General features: G+C 69.4%; 18 protein-coding genes and 1 pseudogene. 6 read left to right on the top strand and 13 right to left on the bottom strand.

Annotation, left to right across the window (positions count from 1 at the left end):
• Positions 1-21: 21 nt before the first annotated feature.
• From kdpB (AC0699_RS28730) to kdpF (AC0699_RS28710), 5 genes are all read right to left on the bottom strand, one after another.
• A complete protein-coding gene (kdpB, locus tag AC0699_RS28730) occupies positions 22-2,169 on the bottom strand; it encodes a potassium-transporting ATPase subunit KdpB (protein WP_478665817.1) in 2,148 nt (715 codons plus the stop codon).
• Positions 2,166-3,830 carry a potassium-transporting ATPase subunit KdpA gene (gene kdpA, locus AC0699_RS28725; protein WP_478665814.1) on the bottom strand — a complete coding sequence of 555 codons (1,665 nt, stop codon included), beginning with the start codon at positions 3,828-3,830 and terminating at the stop codon, positions 2,166-2,168. Before kdpA ends, kdpB (AC0699_RS28730) begins: the two co-directional genes overlap by 4 nt.
• A gap of 8 nt (positions 3,831-3,838) precedes the next feature.
• Complete coding sequence (kdpF, locus tag AC0699_RS28720; protein WP_478665810.1) at positions 3,839-3,928, bottom strand: K(+)-transporting ATPase subunit F; 90 nt, start codon at positions 3,926-3,928, stop codon at positions 3,839-3,841.
• Positions 3,929-4,127: 199 nt separating this feature from the next.
• Positions 4,128-5,114, bottom strand: coding sequence for a hypothetical protein (locus AC0699_RS28715; protein ID WP_478665807.1), 987 nt, complete (start codon positions 5,112-5,114; stop codon positions 4,128-4,130).
• 182 nt (positions 5,115-5,296) lie between these two features.
• Complete coding sequence (gene kdpF / locus AC0699_RS28710; RefSeq protein ID WP_478665804.1) at positions 5,297-5,386, bottom strand: K(+)-transporting ATPase subunit F; 90 nt, start codon at positions 5,384-5,386, stop codon at positions 5,297-5,299.
• A gap of 214 nt (positions 5,387-5,600) precedes the next feature.
• Between kdpF (AC0699_RS28710) and AC0699_RS28705 the strand changes: the two genes are divergently transcribed.
• Entirely contained in the window at positions 5,601-5,840 is a 240-nt protein-coding gene (locus tag AC0699_RS28705) for a hypothetical protein (protein ID WP_478665801.1), read from the top strand.
• A 185-nt stretch (positions 5,841-6,025) separates the two neighbouring features.
• Here the strand turns inward: AC0699_RS28705 and AC0699_RS28700 are convergent, their stop codons facing one another.
• Complete coding sequence (locus AC0699_RS28700; protein WP_478665800.1) at positions 6,026-7,261, bottom strand: hypothetical protein; 1,236 nt, start codon at positions 7,259-7,261, stop codon at positions 6,026-6,028.
• A gap of 778 nt (positions 7,262-8,039) precedes the next feature.
• Between AC0699_RS28700 and kdpB (AC0699_RS28695) the strand changes: the two genes are divergently transcribed.
• From kdpB (AC0699_RS28695) to AC0699_RS28685, 3 genes are all read left to right on the top strand, one after another.
• Positions 8,040-10,190 carry a potassium-transporting ATPase subunit KdpB gene (gene kdpB, locus AC0699_RS28695; RefSeq protein ID WP_478665796.1) on the top strand — a complete coding sequence of 717 codons (2,151 nt, stop codon included), beginning with the start codon at positions 8,040-8,042 and terminating at the stop codon, positions 10,188-10,190.
• A gap of 288 nt (positions 10,191-10,478) precedes the next feature.
• Positions 10,479-11,288 (top strand): SDR family NAD(P)-dependent oxidoreductase, encoded by an 810-nt coding sequence (locus AC0699_RS28690; RefSeq protein ID WP_478665794.1) that lies wholly within the window; start codon positions 10,479-10,481, stop codon positions 11,286-11,288.
• 826 nt (positions 11,289-12,114) lie between these two features.
• Entirely contained in the window at positions 12,115-13,092 is a 978-nt protein-coding gene (locus AC0699_RS28685) for an L-threonylcarbamoyladenylate synthase (protein ID WP_478665792.1), read from the top strand.
• Between the two features lie 19 nt (positions 13,093-13,111).
• Here the strand turns inward: AC0699_RS28685 and AC0699_RS28680 are convergent, their stop codons facing one another.
• The 4 genes and pseudogenes from AC0699_RS28680 to AC0699_RS28665 all read right to left on the bottom strand — a co-directional run.
• Positions 13,112-13,312 carry a hypothetical protein gene (locus tag AC0699_RS28680; RefSeq protein ID WP_478665790.1) on the bottom strand — a complete coding sequence of 67 codons (201 nt, stop codon included), beginning with the start codon at positions 13,310-13,312 and terminating at the stop codon, positions 13,112-13,114.
• Positions 13,313-13,427: 115 nt separating this feature from the next.
• Complete coding sequence (locus tag AC0699_RS28675) at positions 13,428-14,069, bottom strand: carbonic anhydrase (RefSeq protein ID WP_478665789.1); 642 nt, start codon at positions 14,067-14,069, stop codon at positions 13,428-13,430.
• Positions 14,070-14,327: 258 nt separating this feature from the next.
• Positions 14,328-15,167, bottom strand: coding sequence for a recombinase family protein (locus AC0699_RS28670; protein WP_478665865.1), 840 nt, complete (start codon positions 15,165-15,167; stop codon positions 14,328-14,330).
• Positions 15,133-15,771: pseudogene (locus AC0699_RS28665) on the bottom strand (DUF4158 domain-containing protein); the annotation flags it as partial. The pseudogene AC0699_RS28665 and the gene AC0699_RS28670, both read right to left, overlap by 35 nt.
• Before the next feature lie 193 nt (positions 15,772-15,964).
• Between AC0699_RS28665 and AC0699_RS28660 the strand changes: the two are divergent.
• Positions 15,965-16,333 carry a hypothetical protein gene (locus AC0699_RS28660; RefSeq protein ID WP_478665786.1) on the top strand — a complete coding sequence of 123 codons (369 nt, stop codon included), beginning with the start codon at positions 15,965-15,967 and terminating at the stop codon, positions 16,331-16,333.
• An 88-nt stretch (positions 16,334-16,421) separates the two neighbouring features.
• On the opposite strand, the gene AC0699_RS28655 is transcribed toward AC0699_RS28660, so the two are convergent.
• Positions 16,422-18,488: an APC family permease gene (locus AC0699_RS28655; RefSeq protein ID WP_478665782.1), complete on the bottom strand. Its 2,067-nt coding sequence runs from the start codon at positions 18,486-18,488 to the stop codon at positions 16,422-16,424.
• Positions 18,489-18,829: 341 nt separating this feature from the next.
• On the opposite strand from AC0699_RS28655, the gene AC0699_RS28650 reads away from it, so the two are divergent.
• The gene (locus AC0699_RS28650; protein WP_478665779.1) at positions 18,830-19,459 is read left to right on the top strand and encodes a hypothetical protein; all 630 of its coding nucleotides are present in this window, start codon (positions 18,830-18,832) and stop codon (positions 19,457-19,459) included.
• 405 nt (positions 19,460-19,864) lie between these two features.
• On the opposite strand, the gene AC0699_RS28645 is transcribed toward AC0699_RS28650, so the two are convergent.
• Positions 19,865-20,800, bottom strand: coding sequence for a DUF1648 domain-containing protein (locus AC0699_RS28645; RefSeq protein ID WP_478665778.1), 936 nt, complete (start codon positions 20,798-20,800; stop codon positions 19,865-19,867).
• Positions 20,801-20,853: 53 nt separating this feature from the next.
• Positions 20,854-21,201 (bottom strand): GntR family transcriptional regulator, encoded by a 348-nt coding sequence (locus AC0699_RS28640; RefSeq protein ID WP_478665777.1) that lies wholly within the window; start codon positions 21,199-21,201, stop codon positions 20,854-20,856.
• Positions 21,202-21,418: the final 217 nt, after the last annotated feature.

Raw genomic sequence — 21,418 nt, 5'->3', positions numbered from 1 at the left:
GTGATCAGCACGCTTTCTGAACTAACGCAGCCCGGGGATGAGGGAGATGAGCAGGTCGATGAGTTTGATGCCGATGAACGGGGCGATGAGGCCGCCGAGTCCGTAGACCCCGAGGTTGCGGCGGAGCATCTTGTCGGCGCTGGTCGGCCGGTAGCGCACGCCCTTCAGGGCGAGCGGCACGAGCGCGATGATGATCAGTGCGTTGAAGATGACCGCGGACAGGATCGCGGACTCCGGGGAGGTCAGGCCCATGATGTTGAGCTTGTCCAGGCCCGGGTAGGCGACCGCGAACATCGCGGGGATGATCGCGAAGTACTTCGCCACGTCGTTGGCGATCGAGAACGTGGTCAGCGCGCCGCGGGTGATGAGGAGCTGCTTGCCGATCTCGACGATCTCGATGAGCTTGGTCGGGTTGGAGTCGAGGTCCACCATGTTCCCGGCCTCCTTGGCGGCCGAGGTACCGGTGTTCATCGCCACACCGACGTCCGCCTGGGCCAGCGCCGGGGCGTCGTTGGTACCGTCGCCGGTCATCGCGACGAGCTTGCCGCCGGCCTGCTCCCGCTTGATGAGCGCCATCTTGTCCTCGGGAGTGGCCTCCGCGAGGAAGTCGTCGACACCTGCCTCTTCGGCGATCGCCTTGGCGGTCAGCGGGTTGTCGCCCGTGATCATGACGGTCTTGATGCCCATGCGGCGCAGTTCGTCGAACCGCTCGCGCATGCCGTCCTTGACGACGTCCTTGAGGTGGATGACACCCAGGATCCGGGCGCCCTTGTCGCCGTCTTCGGACGCCACCAGCAGCGGCGTGCCGCCCGCCTCGGAGATGGTGTTGGCGAGCGTGTCGGCGTCGTCGGCGACCTGGCCGCCGCGTTCCTTCACCCAGGCGATGACGGAGGCGGTGGCGCCCTTGCGGACCTTGTGCCTGTCGACGTCCACGCCCGACATACGGGTCTGGGCGGTGAACGGCACCCATGTGGCGTGCGCCAGCTCGCCCTGGTGGCGCTCGCGCAGGCCGTACTTCTCCTTGGCGAGGACGACGATGGAGCGACCTTCCGGCGTCTCGTCGGCGAGCGAGGAGAGCTGGGCCGCGTCCGCGACCTCGGCGGCGGTGGTGCCCTTGACGGGGACGAACTCGGCGGCCTGGCGGTTGCCGAGGGTGATGGTGCCGGTCTTGTCGAGCAGCAGCGTCGACACGTCGCCGGCGGCCTCGACCGCGCGGCCGGACATGGCCAGCACGTTGCGCTGGACCAGGCGGTCCATGCCGGCGATGCCGATCGCCGAGAGCAGGGCGCCGATCGTGGTCGGGATGAGGCAGACCAGCAGCGCGACGAGCACGATCATCGAGGTCTGCTCGTCCGCTCCCGCGTAGATCGCGAACGGCTTCAGGGTCACGACCGCGAGCAGGAAGACGATGGTCAGCGAGGCGAGCAGGATGTTCAGCGCGATCTCGTTGGGCGTCTTCTGGCGTGCGGCTCCTTCGACCAGGTTGATCATCCGGTCGATGAAGGTCTCGCCCGGCTTCGTCGTGATCTTGATGACGATCCGGTCGGACAGCACCTTCGTACCGCCGGTGACGGCCGAGCGGTCGCCGCCGGACTCGCGGATCACTGGGGCCGACTCACCGGTGATGGCGGACTCGTCCACCGACGCAACACCCTCGACGACGTCACCGTCGCCGGGGATGACGTCGCCGGCCTCGCAGACCACGAGGTCGCCGATGCGCAGGTCGGTACCCGGCACCTGTTCCTCGGACTTCCCGTCCTTGGCGAGCCGACGGGCGACGGTGTCGGTCTTGGCCTTGCGCAGGGTATCCGCCTGTGCCTTGCCGCGGCCCTCGGCCACCGCCTCCGCCAGATTGGCGAAGATCGTGGTCAGCCACAGCCAGGCGGCGATCGCCCAGCCGAACCAGTCGCCCGGGTTCATGATCGCCAGCGCGGTGGTGACCACCGAGCCGACCAGGACGACGAACATCACCGGCGACTTGACCATCACCCGAGGGTCGAGCTTCTTGATCGCGTCCGGCAGGGACTTGAGCAGCTGCTTGGGGTCGAAGAGACCGGCGCCGACGCGCCCGCTCTCCCCTTTGTGACCGGTGGGAACGTCCTGGTGCGGAGCCCGGGTCGGGGTTGGGCTGGACATCGCGTCCTCTTGCTTCTTTACGTCGATGGTCATGACGCCAGCCCTTCGGCGAGCGGACCCAGCGCGAGAGCCGGGAAGTAGGTCAGACCGGTGATGATCAGGATCGTGCCGACCAGAAGACCCGCATACAGCGGCTTGTCGGTACGCAGGGTGCCCGCCGTGGCGGGGACCGGCTTCTGCTCGGCGAGCGAGCCGGCGAGCGCCAGCACGAACACCATTGGCAGGAACCGGCCGAGCAGCATGGCCAGACCGATCGTGGTGTTGAACCACTGCGTGTCGGCGTTCAGGCCCGCGAACGCGGAGCCGTTGTTGTTGGCGCCGGAGGTGTACGCGTAGAGGATCTCGGAGAAGCCGTGCGCGCCGCTGTTGGTCATGGAGTCGGCCGGGGTCGGCAGGGCCATCGCCGCGGCGGTGAAGCACAGCACCAGCGCCGGGGTGATCAGGATGTAGCAGGCCGCCAGCTTGATCTCACGGGTGCCGATCTTCTTGCCCAGGTACTCGGGCGTACGGCCGACCATCAGGCCCGCGATGAACACCGCGATGATCGCCATGATCAGCATGCCGTAGAGGCCGGAGCCGACACCACCAGGCGCGATCTCACCCAGCTGCATGCCGAGCAGGTTGAGGCCGCCTCCGAGACCGGTGTTGGACGAGTGGAAGGAGTCCACCGCACCGGTCGAGGTCAGCGTCGTGGAGATCGAGAAGATCGACGAAGCGCCGATGCCGAAGCGGGTCTCCTTGCCCTCCATCGCCCCGCCCGCGAGCTCGAACGCCGGGCCGTGGCCCGCGAACTCCGTCGCCCACATCAGCAGCACGAAACCGACCCAGATCGTCGCCATCGTGGCGAGGATCGCGTACCCCTGCTTGAGACTGCCCACCATCCGGCCGAACGTCCGCGTCAGCGAGAATGGAATCAGCAGGATCAGGAAGATCTCGAAGAGGTTCGTGAACGCGTTCGGGTTCTCGAAGGGGTGGGCCGAGTTGGCATTGAAGTAACCGCCGCCGTTGGTGCCCAGCTCCTTGATCGCCTCCTGCGAGGCCACCGCGCCGCCGTTCCACTGCTGCGAGCCGCCCATGAACTGGCCGACCTCGTGGATACCGGCGAAGTTCTGGATCGCACCCGCCGCGACCAGCACGATCGCGCCGATCACAGAGATCGGCAGCAGGATACGGACGGTGCCACGCACCAGGTCGGCCCAGAAGTTGCCCAGCTCACCGGTACGGGAACGGGCAAAGCCGCGGACCAGGGCGACCGCCACCGCGATACCCACCGCGGCGGAGACGAAGTTCTGCACCGCCAGGCCGCCGGTCTGCACGACGTGGCCCATGGCCTGCTCGCCGTAGTACGACTGCCAGTTCGTGTTCGACACGAAGGACGCGGCCGTGTTGAACGCCTGGTCCGGGTCGATGGAGGAGAAGCCGAGCGAGCCGGGCAGACTGCCCTGCACCCGCTCCAGCAGATACAGGAAGAGGACACTGACCGCGGAGAAGGCCAGGACACCGCGCAGATAGGCGGGCCAGCGCATCTCGGCGCTCGGGTTGGCGCCGATGGCCTTGTAGATCCACTTCTCCACACGCAGATGCTTGTCGGAGGAGTAGACCCGGGCCATGTAGTCGCCCAGCGGACGGTATGCGAGAGCCAGCGCGGCCATCAGCGCCAGCAGCTGGAGCACTCCAGCGAGGAAGGGGCTCATGTTATTGCTCAGAACCTCTCCGGCTTGACGAGGGCAACGACGAGATAACCCAGCAGGGCGACGGCCACGATCAGGCCGACAATGTTCTCGGCAGTCACAGCTTCGCCACCCCCTTGGCGATGACGGCCACCAGCGCGAACACCGCGATCGTGGTGACGACGAAGGCCACGTCGGCCATCGTGAGCTCCTGGAAGAGATTCGGATTCTCGGACCGTTGGAGGAAAACACTTTTCGGCCACGGGCACGGCTTCCGTTAACGCCTCCCTTACGACCCACTGCACCGTCTTGACGCAACCTCTACGCCCACCTGCCCCTGGGGCCGGAACCAGATCCTTCGCCGGTGCGTTCGTGACCCTCCCCCGCATCGGTCTGCCTCAGGGTCCTGCGGCCCGGCGGACGCGGCTGGGCGCCGGTCACCAGGGTGTCCAGGCCCCGTCGGGTGGCCGCCAGTACCACCTGGTCACCGGCGCCCAGCACCCGCCCATGCGGCGGGCGCCAGTCGAGGCCCTTCCGGCCGAGCCGGAGCACGGCGAGCGTGCCCATCGAGGATGCGGCCGACCGCGTACCGGCTGTGCCGACGGCCAGCACGCGCCACTCGTTCTCCCGGAACGCCTCGTGGATGGAGTGCCCCTCGAGTTCCGGGTGCACGGCCACGTCGACGACGGTGAAGAGGAGGGAGCCGCGCTCGACCGGCATCACCCCCAGCACATGGCGGCCCATCATCGCGGCGGCGAAGGACGGTGCGGCGAGCGCGGAGACGCTGCGGCTGCGGGTGAGGTCGAGCAGGGACTTGCTGTGCCGGGCCATGGACACGTCGGCGGTGGCGAGCAGTTCGTCCCGTTCCTCGTCCGTGAAGTGCACATCCGGGCTGCGCAGTGAGCCGACGGCCGCCCAGTCGGCGGCGAGGGGGGTGCGCGGATCGTAGCCGACCGCGGCGAGGAGCACGGTGCGCATACGGTCCGCGGCCCTCACCGGCTCGACCTCGGAGGCAGCCTCGGCGAGCCGGGCCCGTTCGACGGCGGCGGAGACACGGGTGGCAAAGGCGGCGAGGACCCGGCGGTCGGAGGAGGGCAGGGCGCGGTCGACATCGATACCGGCCACGAGCAGCACCTCCACGTCCAGCAACCGCTTGGCGTTGCGGCCGCCCGGCACGTTGGAGTGGGCGAGTTCGTCGAGCACGACCTGCGGGCGGCGCCGGAGCACGGCGTCCAGGTCGAGCTCGGGGTACGTACTGCCCCGGTAGTCCCGCTCGGCCCGGTCCAGGACCTTCAGGCCGTCGAGCATCGCCTCGGTGTGCGGCCGGCCGCGGCAACTCCGCGTAGCCGACGACCACGTCCGTGCCGCGCGCGGACCTGCGCTGGCCCTCGTCGAACATCCGGTACGACTTGCCGACGCCCCGGGCGGCACCGAGGAAGACCTTGAACTTGCCGGACGCGTTCCCTGACCGTCCGGCGGTTCGTCGGGCTTCAGAACTTCTCCGGGTTCATGAGAGCGGCCACCAGGTAGCCGACCAGGCTGACGGACACGATCAGGCCGACGACGTTCTCCGCGCCCATGCGCGATCAACTCCCCTTGCACGTGGGTTGCTTGTGAAACACCGAACCGGGCCACCGGCCGGGCGCACACCCACGTTGACGTCTCGCTGGCGCCGCCAGTGCCGATGCTGACGCTGTCCTGACGCCTTCCATACGGATGGGGTGATCAAGGCGTGCCGGGAAGTCTGGTCGGCGGTGGGGACCCCATGGCCCCGGACGGATCCCGGGCGGCATCATGAAGAGCGTCGGCACCGTCCTTGTCCTTGTCGTGCTCGCCACCGCTGTGGCGACAGGTGCCCGGCGCTGGCGTATCCCCGCTCCCTCACTTCTGGTCGTCGCGGGCCTGGCCGTCGCCCTGGTACCGGGCGTCCCGGAGATCCGGGTCAGCCCCGAGGCCATCGGTCTCGTCCTCCTCCCGCCCTGCCCGCCGGGGCCTCCAGGCCCGGCTGAAGCACGCCCGGGACCTGCTCGGTAACGGACCCCGCCGAGTCCGCGGACCAGGTCTACCGGCAGCTGCGCCGTGAGCTGATACGGCTCGAGGCGGCAGAGCTCCAGCGGCTGTACGTCGACCACCGCATCAGCGACACCACACGCAGACGGCTCCGGCGCTCGCTCGACCTGGAGGACGCGCGGCTCACCGACAGCCAGAGGGTGCGCCTCTCAGCGGAATTCGGCGAGGCGCGGGCGCAGCCCGAGGACCGTGAGCACACTCGCGGCCAGCAGGGCGGCGACTGTCCAGGGCATCCGGACGCCGACGGCGCCCCGTCCCTCCCGTACGGCGCCGTCGAATGCCGCCCGGTTGATCCCCGTCACCTGGTCGAGAGCCGCCATCCAGTCCCCGAAGTGGGCGTTGGACATGCCGGGCTCCCAGCTGATGCAGAAGGCGATGGCCTCGCGCTGCTTGCCCTGTGCGACCAGGGACCGGATGGTGCGGTCGTCGTGCTGGTAGCGGGCGTATGTCTCGACGGTCTTCTCGGCCGCGGCCCGCTCGCCGGTGAAGGTGATGTTGTCCAGTTCGCGTCGGAATTCGCCGGTGAAGAACAGGTCTTCGTGGTTGGCGCGGTAGCGCTGCCAGGTCCGGGCGAGCTTCGCGTCGTACGTGGCGAGGGTCGCCCCGGTGAGGCCGTACAGCTGCTGCGACTTGTCGAGGAAGGACTGCTCGTAGGCGGGGCGCCGGGACGGGTCGAGGAGATAGCGGCTCTCGTCGGCGTTCGCGTCGTAGGCGATGGCACGTGCGCGGGAGAGGGCGACGACGGAATCGAAGGCGTCGCGACGGGCGATCCTGAGCTGTTCGGAGGAGGCGGTGAGGAGCTGGAGGCCGAGGCCGAGGGCGGTGAGGACACATGCCGTCGCGGCCAGGAGTCCCGGGTTGAGGACGCGGTGGAAGCGGCGGGCGACGTACCACTGGAGTAGGACGAGGAAGGTGAGCAGGACGAGGCCCAGTCCCAGCAGCACCTTGAACTGGGCGGTGAGGTCGGAGCGTTCCGCCTCGTAGGTCGCGTCGAAGGCACGGTCGTTGGACTCGACCAGCTGCCTGGCCTCGGGCAGCAGACGCTCGGCGAGCAGGTCGGTGGCGGCACGGTAGTCGACGAGGGCATCCGTCTTGCCGCCCGCGCGGCCGTCGTTCTCCAGCGCGCGTCCGAGGAGTTCCTGGTAGCGGGCGAAGTCGTCGGTCAGGGACTCAACGGTGCGCTGGGCCTGCGTGTCGCCCTCGGCGGCGACGGCGAGCGTGCGCAGTTCCCGGCTGATGGTCCGCCGGGACTGCTCGTAGAAGCCGGTGGCCTTGTCGTAGGGGACGGACATCCGGCCCTTCCCCGCATCGCCGCTGGACAGAAAGAGGTTGGCGGCCTGTGCGTCCATGTCGTTGAGGGCGAGATTGAGCCCGGAGGCGCTCACCGTCCGCGGGCCTGCTGGCCGACCGCCCGGTCCCAGGTACGGGATGCGGCGAGCCCCGCCACGAGGACCAGCGCGGCGCAGGCGGCGGTGAGCAGCAGAGTGACCGTGCGCAGCAGACGTAACCGGGCGGGCAGGGTGTCCCAGCAGCGGCGAAGGAAGGATTCCGCAGCGTCGGCGATCCCTTGCCGTGCATGGTTACGGTTACGGGGACCGTCCGGCCGCGGCCCCCCTCGTGGCCGCGAGCCGGGACGGTCCCCCTTCCGGGACAGCCGTCCGTGGTTCGGGCTCTGCGCCCGTCCGGGCCCCCGCCTCCGGACTGCGCGTATTACCGGCGGTGATGGTCACTCGCCCTCCAACCCCACGCCACGAACGGCTACCTGTCCCCCGTTGCGATCATTCTGCGATCGGTTTCGGCCAAGAACGGCACTCGTTGACGCGATCCTGACGCTCTTTCAGTCCTGTTTGACGCGTCATTGACGCCCGACGCCGGATGGCCGTTAAGAGCGCACAAGTTCCTTGGGTAAGAGGTGCTTTGGGCCCCACGGCGCATTAGATTCCTGTGCGGCCGCCGGAGACCGTGGATGTCAGTGGCATGAGAATCCGGCCGAACGCATCGGCCAGGTCTCCGGCGGACGAACCGCAGCGGCGTCCCGTCCCGTCGTCGTGCCGCCGCGCGTCCGTGTGCCGCCCTGCCGTCGCCGGGGCCCAGGCGACGGCAGGGCCCCGGCGGCCACCACGTCTCAGCCGGCCAGCCGAATCCATCAGAAGGTCTTCCGTGATGCTTCCCGCCGCTTCCCAGCAGGCTCCGACGACACAGGCACCCGGCGGGAGTCCCGGCTCCCGCCCGCCACGCAGGCGTTCCCGCCAGGGCGGGCTGTTCGACCCCGTACAGGTCCTGAGGTCCTTCCCCGAGGCGCTGCGCAAGCTGCACCCGCGGGCCTTGGTGAAGAACCCCGTGCTGTTCGTCGTCGCGATCGGATCGGTCCTCACCACACTCTCCGCACTGATCCACCCGTCCGTCTTCACCTGGGTGATCAGCGTCTGGCTCTGGCTGACGGTGGTCTTCGCCAATCTGGCGGAGGCGGTGGCGGAGGGCCGCGGCAAGGCCCAGGCCGAGTCGCTGCGCCGGGCGCGCACGGACACCGTGGCGCTGCGGCTGCGGCACTGGCGGTACGGCACCGACCTCGACCGCGCCGAGACGGAGGCCGTCGCCGCGACCGACCTGCAGTTGTTCGACTTCGTGCTCGTAGAAGCCGGTGAGCTGGTCCCCACCGACGGCGATGTCGTCGACGGGATCGCCGCGGTCGACGAATCCGCCGTCACCGGTGAATCAGCCCCGGTCATCAGGGAGTCGGGCGGGGACCGCTCCGGTGTGACGGGCGGTACGACGGTGCTCTCGGACCGGATCGTCGTCCGCGTCACCTCCCGTCCCGGCCACTCCTTTCTGGACCGGATGATCGCGCTGGTCGAAGGTGCGTCACGGCAGAAGACCCCGAACGAGATCGCGCTCAACATCCTGCTCGCAGCGCTGACTGTCGTCTTCGTCCTCGTCGTTGTCGCGCTCCAGCCGATGGCCGAGTACGCCGACGCCGCCCAGTCCACGACCGTGCTGGTGGCCCTCCTGGTCACCCTCATTCCGACCACGATCGGCGCGCTGCTCTCGGCGATCGGCATCGCGGGCATGGACCGGCTCGTGCAGCGCAACGTGCTCGCCATGTCAGGACGGGCCGTCGAGGCCGCAGGCGACGTCAACACCTTGCTCCTGGACAAGACCGGCACCATCACCCTCGGCAACCGCGAGGCGGCCGACTTCGTCCCCATTCCCGGCATGGACCAGATGATCCTCGCGGACGCCGCCCAGCTCTCCTCACTGGCCGACGAGACGCCCGAGGGCCGCTCGGTCGTCGTCCTCGCCAAGGAGAAGTACGGGCTGCGGGCCCCCGCCGAAGGGGAACTGTCTCACGCACGGTTCGTGGAGTTCAGCGCCCGGACCCGGATGAGCGGCATCGACATGAGCTGGGACAACGGCGCCGCCTGCCATATCCGCAAGGGCGCCGCCGCGCAGGTGATCGACTGGGTGGAGATGTACGGCGGGACCGTGCCGGCCGAGGCCCGCACCTGGTCCGACGCCATCTCCGCCGGCGGTGGGACACCGCTGCTCGTGGCCGTGAACGACTGGGACGGGCCGCGGGTGCTCGGCATCATCCATCTCAAGGACGTCGTCAAGGAGGGGATCCGCGAACGCTTCACCGAGCTACGCCGCATGGGCATCCGCACGGTGATGATCACCGGTGACAATCCCCTGACCGCGCGCGCCATCGCGACGGAAGCCGGCGTGGACGGCTACCTCGCCGAAGCCACGCCCGAGGACAAACTGGCCCTTATCAAGCGGGAGCAGGCCGGCGGCAAGCTCGTCGCGATGACCGGCGACGGCACCAACGACGCCCCGGCCCTCGCCCAGGCGGACGTCGGCGTGGCGATGAACACCGGCACCTCGGCCGCCAAGGAGGCCGGGAACATGGTCGACCTCGACTCCAACCCGACCAAACTCATCGAGATCGTCGAGATCGGCAAGCAACTACTCATCACACGCGGCGCCCTGACCACCTTCTCCATCACCAACGACGTGGCGAAGTACTTCGCCATCATCCCCGCGATGTTCGCGGGCGCCTACCCGGGGCTCGAGGCGCTCAACATCATGGGCCTGCACAGCCCCACCTCGGCCATCACCTCCGCCATCATCTTCAACGCCCTGATCATCGTGGCCCTCATCCCACTGGCCCTGCGCGGCGTCCGCTACACCCCCGCCTCCGCCCACGACCTGCTCCGCCGGAACCTGGGCATCTATGGCCTGGGCGGTCTGATCCTGCCCTTCATCGGCATCAAACTGATCGATCTGCTGATCTCCGCCATCCCGGGCCTCGGCTGACCACATCACGTCAGAGAGTCGTCAGGGAACAGCGGTTGAGCTTGTCCGGGCCGAATCCATTCGGTTCGATGAGTGGTGTGAACAGCGAGTGGCTCCTTGTCGACCGGCCGCCGAATACGGCGCTGCCCCGTCGTGCGCCCCGCTGCCCGGACACGCCCGGCTCCCGCTGACGCGTAGTCCATAGCCCTCGGGGCGCCGTGACCGACCTGGTCCGGCGCCCCCTTCTCCTGTCCGCATACCTCTTCACCCCTTCCGGTGACGAGGTGTGCCCGCACCCATGGAAGACGCATGCCTGAATCAAGCCTTTCCTCCCGTACTGTCCTGGTGACCGGAGCCACCTCCGGCATCGGGTACGAGACCGCGCGGCTCCTCGCCGAGCGTGGCGCCACCGTCCTCGTTCACGGCCGTACTGCCGAGGAGGGGCGGGCCGCTGTCGACGCGCTCGTCGCCACCGCCGGGATCGCGGCTGACCGCCTGCGCGCGTACGCCGCGGACTTCTCGCGTCTCGAAGAGGTCGAGGCGATGGCCGCCCGGGTCGTCGCCGAACACCCGCACCTGGACGTGCTCGTGAACAACGCGGCCATCGCCGCGCCCGAGCGCCACACCGTCACCGAGGCCGGCAACGAGATCGCCTTCCAGGTCAACTTCCTGGCCCACTACCTGCTGACCAACCTCCTCGAGCAGGCGCTCACCAGCGACCCGGGCGGCCGCGTCATCAACGTATCCTCCTCGCTGCACCGCACCGGATCGATCCAGTGGAGCGACCCGAACCGTGCCCGCCGCTACTCCCGGCTCGCCACCTACGCCCAGTCGCAGCTCGCGCTGACCGTCTTCGCCGCCGACCCGCGCGTGGCCGCCGTCTCCGTGCACCCCGGCATCTGCGCCACGGGCCTTCTCCCGCTCTACGGCCACCAGGGCGCCTCCCCCACCGACGGCGCTGCCCACATCGTGCGGCTCTGCGACCCGGCCACCGAGATCGTCAACGGCGCCTACTACGACCGCGGCGAGCGCGTCGACCCGGCGCCGGGCGCGACCGACGACCGCACGGTCAAGCGCCTCAACAAGCTCGCCGACGTCCTCGTCCGTCACCACGCCTGAACTCCTCGAAGGGATCCGCCGCCATGTCCAAGCGCGCACGCAAGAAGAAGGCCCGCCGCAAGAAGAAGGCCAACCACAACCGCAAGGCCGGCCAGCGCTGAACCCCGTGGGGGCGACCCGTCCGGGCCGCCCCCAACCCCGACCCCGGAGGGAAGTCCCAGTGATCCCGCTCGTGCCGCAGCAACTACCCGACATCGCACGGTGGTTCCCGGTCGGAGCCCCGGGCCCCGCCGCGGTGTCCGAACACGTTCTGGCCACTGGCGTGGGTACCTGGTGGCGGACCGGGCAGTACGCCCGCGTGTCTTCGCCGTCTCCTGCGCCGACCATGTCCTGCTGCGCGGCGATCCGCAGGCGCTCTCCCCGGAGGCCATAGCGCCGCTCGCCGGTCACTACGTCGCGGCCTCCCCCGATTCCTGCCTGTCCTCAGTTCCGCCTTCGACCGGGTCCACCCGTGGGAGCGCATGGTGTACACGCACCAGACCCCCGCACCCGCACCCCGTCCGCCTCGAGGCGTGACAGTACGTCGACTGGTGCCCGAGGACGGCCCGGCCCTCGCCGCCATCGGCCCCGGCACCGACTGGATCCGTCGCAGTTGGGAAGGCGGACCTGCCAGCCTGGCCGCGTCCGGTCACGGCTGGGCCGCCTTCTGGCATGGACGGCGGGCTTCCGGCTGGAGCGCGAGTACGTGCACGGCCTCGGGGAACGACGGAACAGCCATTAGCGCTAAGTAGTTGATCTTGAACGGCCCGGGGATCAATGGAACCGTGGTTGGCACTGAGATTGATCAAGACCGTCGCCGGTCCTTGACGCACCTAGGATTGCGAGGGTGACGGCAAGAACCAGTGACATCGAGAAGGCGGTTGGCGTGCTGCGCGCCGGGGGCCTGGTGGCTCTCCCGACCGAGACCGTCTACGGACTGGGCGCCAACGCCGAGGACCCCGCCGCCGTCTCGCGCATCTTCCAGGTCAAGGGGCGCCCGCCTTCCCACCCGCTGATCGTCCACATCAGCGGGGCGGAGCACCTGGACGCCTGGGTCCAGGACGTACCCGTGAGGGCCCGCCTGCTGGCCGAACACTTCTGGCCGGGGCCCCTCACGCTGGTCCTGCGGCGCGGTCCCCGCGTGCCCCTCGAGGCGACCGGTGGCTTGGAGACGGTGGCCGTGCGCGTGCCCGACCACCCCGTGGCACTCGCGCTGCTGTCGGCCTTCGGTGGTGGTGTCACGGCTCCGTCCGCCAACCGCTTCGGCTCGGTGAGCCCCACGACCGCGGACGACGTCCGTGCCGAGCTCGGCGACGCCGTCGACTTCGTGCTGGACGGCGGCCCCTGTGAGGTCGGTGTCGAGTCGACCATCGTCGACGCCACGGGCGAGATCCCGACCATCCTGCGGCCCGGCGGGGTGACGCGCGAGGACCTCGAAGCGGTGCTGGGGTGCCCGCTCGCGGTCCCTGCGACCAGCCACATCCGGGTGCCGGGCCAGCATCCGTCGCACTACGCGCCGCGTGCTCGGGTCGTCCTGGTTGAGCCGGAGAAGGTCGTCGCCGAGGCGGAGCTGGCGCAGGAGCTGGGGCACCGGGTGGGCGTCTTTCTTCCTGCCGCCTTCGCCGACGCTGAGGTGAAGGCGCACGCGGTGGTGGCGGTCCCCGGTTCGATGGCCGCCTATGCGCGGGGGCTGTACGGGTTCCTGCGCGAGCTCGACCAGCAAGGGTGCGACCTCATCGTCGCGTCGCTGCCGGCGGAGGAGGGGCTGGGACTGGCGATCGCCAACCGGCTCCGCCGCGCCGCGGGGCCCCGGACCACCGTGTGACCAGCGCCGACGCCGTGGCTTACTGCTCCCGGGTGCGGGGGCCGGGCGGATTCGTGGCGGATTCGGCTGAGCTTCCGCCGGTCTGGCAGGCCGGGCACAGCTCGTGCCGCCCGTCGTCGGTGACGACCGTTCCCCATCCCCGGCACACCTCGCAGCCCGCGGCCCGCGCCAGGTCGGCGCGGGGGGCGGTGCCGGGCGCGTGGTCGGCTCCGTGAGCCATCGGGTGGTGCCCTTCGGGGGTGATCGAGCGGTGAACCCGGTGGGTTTCCCCCTCCACGTATACGGGTCTCCTCCGACCGGGGCAAATCACGTAGGGGCAGCCACGGCCGGGATGGTCAGGACGCGGCAGAGACCGCCGCATCGAGGCCGCGAGAGGCGACGAGCTGTGCACTGCCGTCGGCCAGCCGGTAGGACAGCCCCACCACACCGAGGCGGCCGGCGGCCACCCGCTCGGCCAGGACGCGGGAGCGTTCGAGCAGCAGGTCCACGGTGTGCTCGATGTGCTCGGCCAGGATCTCGTCGGCCTGGTCGCGTCCGGCGGCGCGGGCTGCCAGCACGCTCGGAGTCACCCGTTCGACAACGTCACGGACGAAGCCACCGGGCACCCTGCCACCGTCGGCTGCGGCACGGGCGGCTGCGATGGCCCCGCACGAGTCGTGGCCGAGCACGACGACGAGCGGGGCGTCGAGCACGCTCACGCCGTACTCGACGGAGCCGAGGACCTCTGCACCGGCGACATGCCCCGCGGTGCGCACCACGAACAGGTCGCCCAGGCCGCGGTCGAAGATGATCTCGGCGGCCAGCCGGGAGTCGGAGCACCCGAACAGCACGGCGAAGGGCTGCTGGGACGGTGCGATCTCGGTGCGGCGTATGGCGTCCTGGTTCGGGTGCTCGGGGGTGCCTGAGACAAAGCGCTGGTTACCGGCCATGAGCAGCTCGAAAGCGTCGCGGGGCGTCGGATTCTGGATCTCGGTCATGGCGGCAGCCTACGAGTCGGCACCAGCCGTCGCACCGCCTGGTCCCGTCGGAGGTCGCCGGATCGGGCCACACCGACGGCCTTGTCATCACCCCCAGGCGCCGGGCGAGGGCGGCCTCGGTACGGAACCTCAGTGCGCCATGGTGCTGCCCCGCCCCGTATGGCCACCGGTCCAGGACCCTCCGTTCGTCGTCCACATCCGCACAACGAGCCAGGCGCCGCCAGCGCTGTCGGCCGAACGAGGGCGGACCGCCCGGGATCACTCGCCGTCCCCGCCGTTGCGGGCCTGCGCCAGCAGCGCCGCCACGACGTCGTTCGTTCCGTCCTCGGTCTGTTCAACGAGCGTGTCCACCACGTCGCCTGTGCCGGGACCGAGGACCTGCCGGGTGAGGCGTTCCATCAGCTCGGGGGCGGGGCCGCTGCCGGGGCCGGTGAGGTCCACCCGGGTCCGCCGGCGCGGGGCGATGATCTCCGGCCCGGCCGGTGCCTCGGTCGCCTCCGCTTCGGCGAGGGCCCGGTACAGCGAGGCGACCGAAGGATGTTTGCCTGCGTTCTTGCCCGTCTTGATCGTCAGCTTCTTCGCGATCTCCGGTACAGGGACACCGCGGTCCTTCACCGCGCGGGCGAAGAGAAGCATGTCCTCGTCGATGACCTTGGGCCGTCCGCCGTGGATGCCTTTGGCCGCGGCGGTCACCTGGCCCTCCAGGGTCTTCTCCCGGATGTAGTTGCGTTCGATCTGGGCTGCGGCAGCCAGGACGGCGAAGAACATCGCGCCCATGCCGTTGGGGTCGTAGATGCCGCTGAGCGGGCCGGTGAGGAGTTCGAGCTGCACGCCGGCGCCCTGGAGCTGCCCGGACAGGGTCATCAGTTCGGCGGCGTTGCGGGCGAGGCGCTTGAGCTCGTGGACGGTGAGGATGACCTCCTGGTCGGAGGCGGCCTCCTTGATGCCGTACGCCAGCTTCAGCGCCTCCTCCAGCTTCGGCCGGGTCTTCACCCGGGTGGAGATCTTCTCGGAGAAGATCCGCTTGCAGAGCGGTTCGAGCGCGTCGAGCTGACTCTGGAGTTCCTGCTGGGCGGTTGAGCAGCGCGCGTACCCGATCCGGATCGGTTTGGACCCCGCGGCGGGCGGCGCCGCCTCGATGGGCGGGCCCGGTTTCCACGGCCGTCCCGGGCCGCGGTCCTCGGGGACGAGGTGCCACCTGCCGGGCCAGCACGCTCACCCCCGGCAGCAGCACCCGGTTCCGGCGCAGCCACCCCACCGCCTGGTTGAACAGCGCCACCAGCCCCTCGGCAGCCGTCCACGCCCGCCCATGCAGGAAGGCACGGAACTTCCGACCCCACACCGCATCCTCGAACTGGTGGTAACCGTAGGCGTCCCGGATCTCCCACGCATGCTCGTACGGCGTCATCTGCCGCTCGATGTACCGCTTCACGCACGAGACGTCCTCCACGCCCAGGTGCTCAGCCAGGTACTCGATCACCGGCCACGGCACGTCCAGCGGGTCCTCCAGAAACAGCCCCAGATAGCGGACCGTGCACATCTGAAGCGCGAACCCCAGGCGGCTGTGATCCCCTCTCCGCTTGGCGTTCAGCTCCCGGTCCACGTCGTCGAGGTAGAAGAACCGCTCCAGCTCCGGACGGGTCGGTTCCTCCACGAACCGCCTGTACGCCGCCTGCTCATCAGTCAGAAATTCCACCGGCACGCGGCGGACGGTAACCACCGACCAGACAGCTCATACGATCTTTCGCCGAACCCCCGCAACGCAGACGATCACTGTGCCAGACGCCAAGATCGTTCCTTAGCGCTAACGGCTGTTCCGTTGTTCCCCGAGGCCGGTGCACTACGCCACCGGGAAACCGTCGGTGCGGGAAACTGACCCACGCGAGAATCGGCGCATGACCCCATACGCGGACCACGCCAGCCTGCCCACCTTCCCCGTCCTCCATGGCTCGTTCGATTTCGCAGTTCGCGAGCTGTCGTTCCAGGACGACTCGTTCACCGTCCGCTACACGGTCACTCCCGCTCTGCCCGACGGGGACGACGAGCCTCCCGTACTGCTCATGCTGGAAGCGGAAGACGATCTCGGCAACGAGTACCTCGACTGGGGCGGCGCCTTCGGTCCCAGCCCCGACGGCCTGTACACCAAGGGCAACGTCACGTGCCGGCCCGCACCTCAGGCCGGGGTAGGCGTCCTCCACGTGCGGCTTACTTTGCTGCGCGGCGGCGAGGAGTTTCCTTACGACCTGACCTTGCCTCTGTCGTGAAGGTCAGGGCAGCTCCGCCAGCCGGAAGCGCGCCTCCAGATCGCCACCACCGTCGGGAGCGCCCCGGGCCGCCGTGACGGACCCGGGCTCATTCGCCGACCGAGGCGCCGCGGTCGCCTTCGGAGCGGGGGTGGATCCGGTGGCCGGCATGGGGCGGAGGCACGGGCTCTCCGCGGCGGTAGGCGCCGGGGGCACGGGCGGCCGGGTGGTCGGCGCGGGCGGCGGAGGTGAGCTGCCAGGGGACGCTGGTGACCATGACGCCGGGGGTGAAAAGCAGCCGGGTCTTGAGCCAGAGGGCGGACTGGTTGTGGAGGAGGTTCTCCCACCAGTGGCCCACGACGTATTCGGGGATGAAGACGCCGACCACGTCGCGCGGGCTCTTGCGGCGGATGTTGCGTACGTATTCCACGATCGGGCGGGTGATCTCCCGGTACGGGGAGTCGATGACCTTCAGCGGCACGTCAGTGTCCAGGGTCTGCCACTGCCGCTGAAGCTGGGAGGCCGCGTCGCGGTCGACGGAGACGGTGAGGGCTTCCAACTGGTCGGGCCGGAAGGCGCGTGCGTAGGCGAGTGCGCGCAGGGTGGGCTTGTGGATGGTGGAGACGAGCACGATGGCCAGGACCCGGGAGGGCGGGGCGAGTTCGGCGCGCGGGTCGGTGACCGCGAGCTCCGCCGAGACCGCGTCGTAGTGGCGGCGGATGCCCCGCATCATCACCCACAGCACGATCCCGGCGAGGACCGCGAGCCAGGCACCCTGGGTGAACTTCGTCGCCAGGACGATGACCAGGACGAGCCCGGTGATGGCCGCGCCCACTCCGTTGACCACGCGGGTGATCTGGTGGCGGCGGCGCACCGCCGGGTCGGTCTCGGTGCGAAGTTCGCGGTTCCAGTGCCGGACCATGCCGGCCTGGGAGAGCGTGAAGGAGGTGAAGACGCCCAGGATGTACAGGTGGATCAGGTCGGTGACGTTGGCCTTGTAGCCCCACAGCAGCAGTCCGGCGACGAGCGCCAGCGCCAGGATGCCGTTGGAGAAGGCGAGCCGGTCGCCACGGTTGTGCATCTGGCGCGGCAGATACCGGTGCTGAGCCAGGATCGAGGCGAGCAGCGGGAAACCGTTGAACGCGGTGTTCGCGGCCAGGATCAGCACCAGGGCGGTGGCGGCCTGGATGAAGTAGAAGCCGAAGCTGTCAGCGCCGCCGAACACGGCCGACGCCAGCTGGGCGATGACGGTCCGCTGGGTGTACGAGCCGCAATCGGCGAGCCCGGTCAGCCGGCACGGGTCCTCGACAATGTGCACCTTGGCGACCACGGCGAGCGTGGTGACCCCGACGAACATCGTGATGGCGATGAGCCCCATCGCGGCCATCGTCGTCGCCGCGTTCTGCGACTTGGGCTTACGGAACGCCGGTACGCCGTTGGAGATCGCCTCCACGCCCGTCAGGGCCGTACAGCCGGAGGAGAAGGCACGCAGGACCAGCATCAGCAGCGCCAGACCGGCGAGCCCCGCGTCCCCGGGCTCGGCCTCGATGCCGTAGCGGGCGCTCTCGGCCACCGGAGCATCGCCGGCCAGGTAGCGGAACAGGCCGGTGCCCACCATGATCAGCACGCCGCTGATGAAGAGGTAGGTGGGGGTGGCGAACAGGCGGCCCGATTCGCGTACGCCCCGGAGGTTCATCGCCGTCAGCAGGACCACGAAGCCGATGGCCATCAGCACCCGGTGCTCGGCCAGCTCCGGTACCGCCGAGATGATGTTGTCGACGCCGGACGCCACCGAGACTGCCACGGTCATGACGTAGTCGACCAGCAGCGAGGCCGCGACCACCAGGCCGGCCGAGGGCCCCAGGTTCGTCGAGGCGACCTCGTACGATCCGCCGCCACTCGGATAGGCGTGCACCACCTGGCGGTACGAGAGCACGACGACCGTCATCAGTGCGACGACGGCTGCCGCGATCCACGGGGTGAAGTGCAGATAGGCCAGTCCGCCGAGGGTGAGCACCAGCAGGATCTCCTGCGTGGCGTACGCGACCGAGGAGAGCGGGTCGGACGCGAAGATCGGCAGGGCGAGCCGCTTGGGCAGCAGCGTCTCGTGCAGCTCCTCGCTGCGCCGGGCCCGGCCGATCACCAGACGCTTGAACACCTCGGTCACGTTGAACACAGCGCGAGCGTAAGCCGCCGCGAGCAGAGGTTCGACTCCTGAGAACGCATGCCCAAGCCGCCTGTCGGGTGATGCGCGAGGAAGGATTCCCGCAGGCGGGAAGCGTCTATGGTGACTATCCGGCCTCCTTGCAGCACCCCGGGCGTGGCGTTAAAGCTCCGTTAGGATTTCCCAGGCAACCGTACATACGGCGTAAAACAACTTGCCCGGGCCTCTTGACTCCCACCTGACTGCTGCTACGCGTCAAGAGCGCGTATGTCACCCGTTAAGACCGATGCGAATGGCGTCAAGGGCGCGTCAGAGCACGCAAAAGGCATCGAGTTCGTCCATAACGTCATCCCATGCGACGACGCATCAGACCGCGGAACCTGCGGCAGGGCCCCGGCCACGTCCTGCGGCCCGGCGATGCGGTACGCGACGTGCACTGGGCCGGGGACCTCAGAACGGCGTGGCGGTGTGCCGCCCTCCTTCTCGCCCTGCTGCTCGTCATCGACATGGGCAACGGCACGCTGACACTCGTGCGCACCGTCTTCTGGGCCGGGCTGGCGCTGCTGCTGCTCCTCATCCTGCTGCCCCCACGCATAACCGCGGGTCAGGGATGGCTGGAATCGCGGCACCTACTCGGCACGCGGCGCTTGCGGACCGACCGGCTGGTCTCGGTGATCATGTCCGAGGGGGTCGCGCAGCGGCTGGTCCTGCGTGATGTGTACGGGAACCGGGTTGAGCTGGAGTCGCGTGTGCTGACCGCCAATCCCCCGCTGTGGCATCTGGTGGACGCCGCGGCCCGTATCTCTCAGGAACGGGGCTCGCTGCGAGACGGCAGGGCGGCGCTGCGCAGGCTGTCGCAGCGCGTCGACGGGGAGACGGCCCGAGCCGTCTTCAAGATCTCCGGACTTGGCGAATGGACCGACGCTACGCCTCCGGCTCCCTCAGATCGTCAGGGCCACTCGCCGTTCCGCCCCGAAGGGTGATCGACGGGTGAGGAACCGCAGCGGTGCGGCCGCTGCGTACAGGAGGGCGGGCGACAGCCGCACTTCGGGCACGTCGCCGGCCAGTGCTCTCATGAGCGTGCTCCACGTCGGCGGACGGGCGATGGGAGCGTCGACCGGACCTTCGTCAGCAGCTGTGATCACGCGGCTGCGGAGACCGGTGGGGTCGGCGTCCTGCTGTTCCTCAAGACGGGCGCCCCGACGCGGGTACGCGACGCGACCTCGGTCGCCCGCTCGGCGACACCCTGGGACCGGCTGGTCCTCATCGCCCTCGCCCCGGCGGACCTTAGCCTCGGCCGCATCGACGATCGCCAATCGCTTGCCGTGGCTGTGCATCCCGTGCTGGTCCTGGCCGATTGCCAGCGGCATCGGCCAGGACCCGGACACTCAGCCGGCGCGCCAGGTGTTCAGAGAGTTCAACAGCGCGGCGCCCCGCTCGGCGTCATCGACGCTCACCGCGAACTCATTCCCCTTGAGCGATCGGACCACCAGGCACTCGCCGCCGCGCAGCATCACCGTCGTCCCCAGCCCGCTCAACCGGTACCCCCAGCCCCCCACTTGGGCAGGGGTCCGGTTCTCGGCGCGGGCCGATTCGATGTCCTGAGCAGGCCAGTGCCGCACCGGCCAGCCGAGCGGCCCGAACGCCACGTCCAGTCCCCGCTCGGTGACGCGGGCCTGCACGGAGGCGCAGAAGGCAACCAGAACGGAGACGAGGGTAAACGGCGTGATCAGCGCCCATTGCAGATCGACCAGGCCGCCGACGGTAGCGAGCACGGCGGCGATCACCACGAGGCCGGTTACAGCGGCAATCAGGTGAAGCCAGGGGTTGGTCGTGCGGGTGAGCCAGACGAAACGCTCCCCGTGGGGAATCTCCATGCTCGGACCATCAGCCGCCGCTTGAGTCGCCGCAACGGCCGGGCCACGCCGGCTTGCCAGCCAGCCGACCAGCCCCGCCACCGCTGCTGCGACTCCCGCCACCACGGCCCAGAGGTTCACTGAATCCGCCTGGCGCCAGTCCGTGTGGTCCAGATTCGCCCGGACGACAGCCGCCTGGACACCGGCCAGGAAGACACCCACCGATAGCAAACCGGCACCGCACCAGGCCCGCGCCGCCGGACTCGTGGCCGCCTCCGCACGCCGCCGTGCGAGTGCAACACTCACCACAAGGAGCGCCCAGATCAGCGCCGGAAAGAACGCGGCCGCCCACAACGGCATGGATCCGTCGGGTTCGCCGGAGCCGCCGTCCCAGTGGGTCGCCACGCGCGCCGGCAATCGGCCACTCGCGGCCCAAGGCAGCGCGAGGAGAACGGTCAGGATCCCCACAGCCCAGACCGCAACACCCCACACCCCTCTGGTCCTTCGCCCCATCTGGTTGTTCACGAAAGCCCCCTGATCATTTCGATGAGATCCGTCCTGCTGTAACCAAGATGCGCCGCATCTCCCACCAGGTCGCGCACCCGCTCCAGGAGCGCCGACCGCTGGCCCGCCCCTTCGGCCACGGTCACTCCACGCCCTCGCCGGAACTCCAACAGCCCCTCCTCACGCAGTCCACGAAGGCCACGAAGGACGGTGTTCACGTTGACACCCAACGCTTGGGAAAGATCACGCGCCGGAGGCAGGCGGTCCCCCGGACGGCACTCACCCTCGGCGATGGCACGCCTGATCGCGCCCGCCACCTGCTCGTGCAGCGGACGGTTGTCCGCGATGTTCAGCCTCAACAACATGGTGCTAATGACAATATCACCATGCTTTCAACTGGGCAGTGCAGCGAAGTCAGCCTCGCCCGGGCGTCCGATCCGCAAGCAGTGGTCCTCGCCCCGTGCGCGAACCTCACGGTCCTGCCGGCATCCGCCGACGCCGACCGTCCCCCCATGCGTTCATGCCGAGGCATCGGGGAGTCACGCACCGTACAGCCACACCCGTTTCGCAAGCGCGAGCAGC

The organism is Streptomyces sp. NPDC043870, from assembly GCF_056435785.1.
Note: the sequence above shows the minus strand (reverse complement) of the source record. Positions and strands in the feature narration are given on the sequence as shown.